Below are 6,498 nucleotides of genomic sequence, written 5' to 3'. Positions count from 1 at the left end.
TACTCATTCCCAATTTTCTAAATATAGATACCTTTTTCAGAATTTCTAAATCCTTTATACTATAGTCTCTATAACCATTCTCAGATTTCTGAGGACTGATAAGTCCTTTATCCTCATAATACTCTATTGCCTTCCTAGTTAGACCCGTTTCTTTTTGAATTTCACTTCTTAACATGGTTATATACCTCCTTTGATTGAAGGATAACACTGTCCCCAACAGACATGTCAAGCCCTATATATTATATAAAATTCCCACTTCTCTATAAACCAAAACAGTGCCTCAACATTTTTACGAAGTGCTTATTTTATTTTATATTAAGTTTTATTCAAACCGACACTAAAACCGACATTTATTGTCGCATAATTTACTTGTTTGCTATATAATTTAAATGTTTCCACAAATATCCTGTTATGACCTTTATATTTTTAATATTCTATTCAACTTAATTAATGATCTAATTTATAACAACCTACATAATTATATAAAATCAAGATTTTTAAAATAAAAATATGTATGCAAAAAGACCGCAGCTTTAAACTACGGTCTAATTTTTTGTCCTCATGTAAACCACTTGAAACTATTATTTTAATTATTCTTATTAACCAGTACCATTTGAGCCTCAATAGTCATTTTTTATTCTCTTTATAACTTGTAATCAAGCCATTTTAGAAAATTTTGCGACTACTCCCATTCTTCTTTTCCAAACGTACGATATATCCCAACACATTCAAAATACTAGATTCTATTTTTTCTAGTATCACTAAATCCATCTAATTATAGGACATTTTCAAATTTTTAGTCCCGTCCCAGTCCCAGTACCGAAAATGGAATAAACTATTCGCACCAAATTTATTCATCTAACCTTATCCATTAAATTCATTACTCTAGCCTTTATATTTTCTAGTTCAATTGACAATTGTTGTTTAGCTATTGGTGTTATAATTGAAGTATGACCAACTGCATCTCTAACAGGTTTATATATTTCTGATGATCTACTTAGCGCAGGGTCTTTATTTTTATCTGGTGCCTTATCAATAAAGTTTGACAAACATTTCATATCAAGATAGTAAATATCTTCCATTGATTCTCTTATATCATAACTAATGTTTGCTACTCTCTTATTATATTCTTCGTTTTTCTTCCATTTACTAGCTTCTTTGGTTGCTTTATCGGATAACTCCATTTTATTATGAACTATATATTTTCTTAAGAGATTCTCAGCTATAAAACATTCTACATACGATGGAATATTATATTCCGATTCAGTAGATAAAGATTTAACCCATTCTTCAACAAGTTGATTTTTCTTAACTTTTTTATAATCACTATTTTGGTTATGAGTTTCTTTCATTTCCTTGATAGTTGTGTTAAATAATTCCTGAGCTTTTCTCTTCTTAGGTGTAATCTTCATATTATCGGGATCACCATCATCGCCTTTTTCACGCCTTAGATCATCCCAATCATTCATTATGTTTTTAAATAATCTTTCAACTTCATTAAGGAGTAGTTTATAATTTTGATTATCAGAAATAATTCCTTCTCTACTGCTTGTAAATATATCTTTTGTATCTCCTGAATCCAAATCATCAAAATGAATTTGACCATATACATAATTTTCAACAATTCTAGAAGTTGGGATGTGTCTCAATATATCTTTTTCCCTTAGTCTTCCATTTACAAAAAGATCAATCGTTACCTTTTCTTGTGTGCCACGAATTTTAAGTTTTGATGGTTTGTTAACCGATGCAATATAACCTTTAATATTAATCTTTGATTTTAATAATTTTTTCTCAATATCTGAAGATAATTGATTAATAAATGGGTCTTCTATATTATTTATTATCCAAATAAACTGGGTATCTTCTGCTAAGCTCTTCAACATTTTCTCATCAATTTTTTCGTCATTAACATATATATTAAAATTTTCATCTAAAAACGAAAATCTAAAGTATAAAGCTATTAATTTTTTTATATAATCAACAGTATTAGTTATTCCTTCGTTAACATTTTCGAATAAAATATAAGTTCCTTTTTCTAATTTATTTAGTGATGGTATATCATAAGATGTAAGGTTCTCAAGTACATATTCTTGTGAATTTAAATCATCGTTAATTGCTTCATCTAAACTAGAATTATCAATAATACCTCCCACAATATCTGTTTCTTTTGTTTTAGATGCTACATGGATTCTCTGAGCGCAAGATAATAACGCCAATTTTCCTATACCTTTTCTTCCTATAAAAGGTCTCCCGCTTTCGGTCTTATAATCACCATTTTTTCTTTTTGAATAACCTATTTTTAAAAATTTATTTTGAAAATCCTCGTATGTCATGCCAATACCATCATCTATAATTTCCATAGAATTATTATTTTTATTGATATTTATCCACACATTTTTAGCATCTGCATCCCACGAATTTGATATAGCTTCACCTAATATTGTTATAATATTTCTATATAAATTTCTACCTAAGTGGTTTAATACGCTTAATGAAATGTTAAAAGTAAAATTATTTTCCATTTGATTTTCTCACTTTCTTTTTTCATAACTTGATCTTATACTCAAGCCTATAATTTCTCCTAATCTGGGTGGAACAGCGTTCCCTATGTGTCTAGCTATATTTTTTAATATAACCTTACTACCTTTTGGAACAAATGAATATGAATTAGGAAAAGTTTGTAATATTGATCCCTCTCTAAGTGTTAATGCTCTGTCTTGCTCTGGATGACCAAATCTTCCAGTCCCATATCCTATAAATTGTGTTGTAATAGTCGGTGATACTTCATCCCATTTCATCCTGCCATAAACGGAAGAATAAGTACGACCGGTTTCTTTTTTATGGCAATTCAATATTAAATTTTGAGGCCAATCTCTCCAAGTTCCACCAGGAACAGAATGTTGAATTCTTTGTATATTTTTTTCGGATAGGGCTGATGTTACGTGTAAATTATCAGCATTGTTAATTTCACCAGCTCCAATTTTAGGTAAATTATATATTGCATCTCTAACTGTAACAGGAATTTTATGAGTAGGTTCAATAAATTTAATCTTCATACCTCTTGAAGCTATAAGCAATAATCTTTTTCTTCGTTGAGGAACACCATAATCTGCAGCGTTAACAATTTTATAATCAATATTATAATTACAATTTTTTAATGTATCTATAAAGTCATTAAAGACTTCTTCTTTTAGTAATTCGGGCACATTTTCCATAGAAACTATCTCAGGTTTAACTTCATTAATTAAACGACCAAATTGATAAAGCAAGCTCCAATCCTTGTGTTTTTTTCTATTACTTTTATCTTTTTGATGCATAGAAAAAGGCTGACACGGAGCACATCCAGCTAATATTTTTATATTATATCCAAAAAATAATTCTTCTATCTCTTTTGCAGTTATATCCTCTATGTTCTTATTAATAAATTTTGCATTATTATTATGTGTATATGAATATTCACATGTTTTATCTAAATCAAATCCGGCAATTACATTAATACCAGATTTTTCAAGACCACATGTTAATCCTCCTATACCGCAAAATAAATCAATAGCTCCATATCTCATAAATACCTCCTTATTTTTAAAAACACACTTATATTTATAGTATTTAATAAGGAATTATTACTTCCACTTACAATCTATAGAAATAATAGTAGTGGGCATACCTATTATCTGTATATCAAACTTTAAACTTGTTTCTACCTTTGTTGCTGCATTGTGTATTCTGAAGCTAAATTGCCAACCCCTATCAAGATATAGTTCCAAAGTATTTTTGCTTCCTGGTCTAAATTCTAAGCTAACAATCCTTGTAGGTAACGAAGCTATCGGTAGCTTGACACTTCTTTTTCGTACATTACCCTCTTTATTCAAAGTACCTCTCAGGTTATAGCTTTGAACTTGTGTCATTTGTTTATTGTCAATACCAATTACTTTATAAAAATCGAACTCTCCAAGAAGATACTCAACCATTAATTTTGGAATATCTTTACCATAAACATTATTTTGCCTATCTATTTCATCCTTAAAAGCATTTAGAAGTGGTAAATAAACATCATCTTCTTTGCTAGGAAGATCTCTCCATTTTGATCCTTTTGCCTTTTCATCTTCTAAATAATCAAAAATAGGCTTTATATCTTCCCAATATTTATCAGAGCATTTTATACCGTACCATTTTTCTCCAAAGTCTAATCCTTTAGATAATCTACTGTGCTTAACCGCAAAATGATTATGTTTTACACTTAGACCGATCTCCCATTCTATGCCTTTTCTAATGATTAAAACATCCCTTACATCTCCGTCTTTTCCCTTATGATCAGTCTGAATTTTTAATTCTAACTCATCATCTCCATCATCTAAAATTAAGGGTTCTAATTCTAAAATAGCATTAGTTCCTGCCAAAGCACTTACTTTATACATATCTTTTTCAGATTCTTCTAAAGTATTCCACGCCTTTTCAGCAGCTTTGTAGCTTGAGTTTTTTTCAATTTTTGAGACCCTGTATTTTGATATTTCTTCATTTAAAGTATTCAAATATGCAAATTCATAAGCTCTACCTTGGTTATTACTTTTGTTACTCATAACACACCTCTAAATCATTTGTAATTGTTTAGGATAAGAAAATATACTAGGTTTATTAAGTGCTAAGTCAATGGCTTTAGCCATTTCATAAGCAAGGTTTACTGGAACTGCATTTCCTATCATCTTATAGGCATCATTTAGATTTGTATAATAGAATTTAAAATCATCTGGAAATCCTTGTATCCTTGCACATTCTCTAACAGATAATCTTCTATATAACTCTTCCTTACCTGGTTCAAATATTTGCTTATTCTTATCTTTTTTAATCATTTTAGGAGCTTGAGGATGCAATTGACATTGTCTACCAGAAGCCTGAACAGTAAATGCTTGTTCGTCCCAATCACGCACTCTATTCCTACTCATAAATATTGGAGAGTATGCTCCTATAAAATATTCGTGATTTGAAAAATTGCAATTATCACCATTAGTTTTATTCTTTTCTAAAGCTGGGATTGCGTTATCTTTTAAGTCGTAAATGGCGTCTCTAAATGTCAACTTATAATCGTATGGTTTAGGAGGTAAATCAAAACTAATATTCAAATCTTTTCTAAATCCTACATAAAAGACTCTTTTTCTATCTTGTGGTACTCCATAGTCACTTGCATTTAACAAATGGATAAATACGTCATATCCAGCTTCTTCAAACTGTGAAACTATATTTTCTACTGCAGAGTTGTGTCTTTTTGCCATCATTCCTTTTACATTTTCAGCAAGGAAAAACTTAGGTTTCTTATCTTTTAAAATTCTGATATATTGATAAAATAGTTGTCCTCTAGGATCATTAATTCCTTTAAGTGAGCCTGCTTCACTCCATGATTGACAAGGTGGTCCACCTATTATCCCATCACATTCTGGAAATTCATCTGATGGTATTTTACATATATCGCCTTTTATCAATTTTGCTTCATGGTTTTTTTCATATGTTTCCCAAATAGTTTTATCAAATTCATTGGCTGCTACTATCTCATAACCAGCCTTTTGAAATCCTAAGTCAAGTCCACCTGCTCCTGAAAACAAACTAATCAATTTCATCTTTTATCTCCTCTGTTTCAAACTCTATGCATTCCATAACATCTGATATATCACAATTCAATGTATTACAAATTCTTAAAAGCACATCTGTAGTAACATTTTTTCCATTTTTTATTTTATAAAATGTACTTTTACTTACTTGTGCTTTGTCCATAAGTTCAGTACTTTTCATTTCTAAGTCTATAAGTTTTTTAAACAATTTTTTATAACTAAATTTCAGCATGAGATATTCGAAACAACTCCCAATGTTTATCTATACTATTTTGATTGTACCATTAAAACCATTCTTTTAATAGTCTTTTATTCTCTTATCTTGAACTAACTCTAAAATTATTTTCTTAATAACAGGGAATGTATATCCCATTTTTCTTTTGACAATTTTTCTATTTTTTCTCTCATATAATCAATATCTTTCTTATAAATAACACCAGTTGTATTAGTAGCCTTTGCAATCTAGTTTATATTATTTGTTGCATTTGAAAGTAGCCATTGGAGATGTCAAAATAAATTAATCCTCGTAATATGTATGCAAAAAGACCGCAGCTTTAAACTACGGTCTAATTTTTTGTCCTCATGTAAACCACTTGAAACTATTATTTTAATTATTCTTATTAACCAGTACCATTTGAGCCTCAATAGTCATTTTTTATTCTCTTTATAACTTGTAATCAAGCCATTTTAGAAAATTTTGCGACTACTCCCATTCTTCTTTTCCAAACGTACGATATATCCCAACACATTCAAAATACTAGATTCTATTTTTTCTAGTATCACTAAATCCATCTAATTATAGGACATTTTCAAATTTTTAGTCCCGTCCCAGTCCCAGTCCCGGAGAATTATAATTTGTAGATCTGTAATTATTAAATCTATCATATAGATTTTT

Annotated in this window: 6 protein-coding genes and 1 pseudogene; all 7 read right to left on the bottom strand. The window is 29.4% G+C overall.

All coding sequences use genetic code 11. The features are described 5' to 3' along the window. The coding region (locus tag Q0U66_RS05040) for a MerR family transcriptional regulator (RefSeq protein ID WP_297378185.1) at window positions 1-175 on the bottom strand (175 nt) is incomplete at its 3' end. A gap of 679 nt (window positions 176-854) precedes the next feature. Further along, window positions 855-2,522 (bottom strand): ATP-binding protein, encoded by a 1,668-nt coding sequence (locus Q0U66_RS05035; protein WP_297378182.1) that lies wholly within the window; start codon window positions 2,520-2,522, stop codon window positions 855-857. A gap of 9 nt (window positions 2,523-2,531) precedes the next feature. Further along, window positions 2,532-3,566, bottom strand: a complete 1,035-nt coding sequence (locus Q0U66_RS05030) for a DNA cytosine methyltransferase (protein WP_297378179.1) — start codon at window positions 3,564-3,566, stop codon at window positions 2,532-2,534. 57 nt (window positions 3,567-3,623) lie between these two features. Then, entirely contained in the window at window positions 3,624-4,580 is a 957-nt protein-coding gene (locus tag Q0U66_RS05025; RefSeq protein WP_297378177.1) for a HaeIII family restriction endonuclease, read from the bottom strand. Window positions 4,581-4,589: 9 nt separating this feature from the next. Further along, a complete protein-coding gene (locus Q0U66_RS05020; protein ID WP_297378175.1) occupies window positions 4,590-5,612 on the bottom strand; it encodes a DNA cytosine methyltransferase in 1,023 nt (340 codons plus the stop codon). Continuing rightward, window positions 5,599-5,835 (bottom strand): helix-turn-helix transcriptional regulator, encoded by a 237-nt coding sequence (locus tag Q0U66_RS05015; protein WP_297378173.1) that lies wholly within the window; start codon window positions 5,833-5,835, stop codon window positions 5,599-5,601. Before Q0U66_RS05015 ends, Q0U66_RS05020 begins: the two co-directional genes overlap by 14 nt. Before the next feature lie 107 nt (window positions 5,836-5,942). Then, window positions 5,943-6,140, bottom strand: a pseudogene (locus tag Q0U66_RS05010) (hypothetical protein); the annotation flags it as partial. Between the last annotated feature and the right edge of the window lie 358 nt (window positions 6,141-6,498).

The organism is uncultured Helcococcus sp. (genome assembly GCF_946998255.1).
Lineage (GTDB): Bacteria > Bacillota > Clostridia > Tissierellales > Peptoniphilaceae > Helcococcus.
This window is presented reverse-complemented; position numbering and strand designations above follow the sequence as displayed.

Bases quoted from the DNA above. Each gene is read 5' to 3' on its own strand.
- Q0U66_RS05030 (WP_297378179.1), bottom strand. From the start codon at position 3,566: ATGAGATATGGAGCTATTGATTTATTTTGCGGTATAGGAGGATTAACA.
- Q0U66_RS05020 (WP_297378175.1), bottom strand. From the start codon at position 5,612: ATGAAATTGATTAGTTTGTTTTCAGGAGCAGGTGGACTTGACTTAGGA.
- Q0U66_RS05015 (WP_297378173.1), bottom strand. From the start codon at position 5,835: ATGCTGAAATTTAGTTATAAAAAATTGTTTAAAAAACTTATAGACTTA.
- Q0U66_RS05025 (WP_297378177.1), bottom strand. From the start codon at position 4,580: ATGAGTAACAAAAGTAATAACCAAGGTAGAGCTTATGAATTTGCATAT.
- Q0U66_RS05035 (WP_297378182.1), bottom strand. From the start codon at position 2,522: ATGGAAAATAATTTTACTTTTAACATTTCATTAAGCGTATTAAACCAC.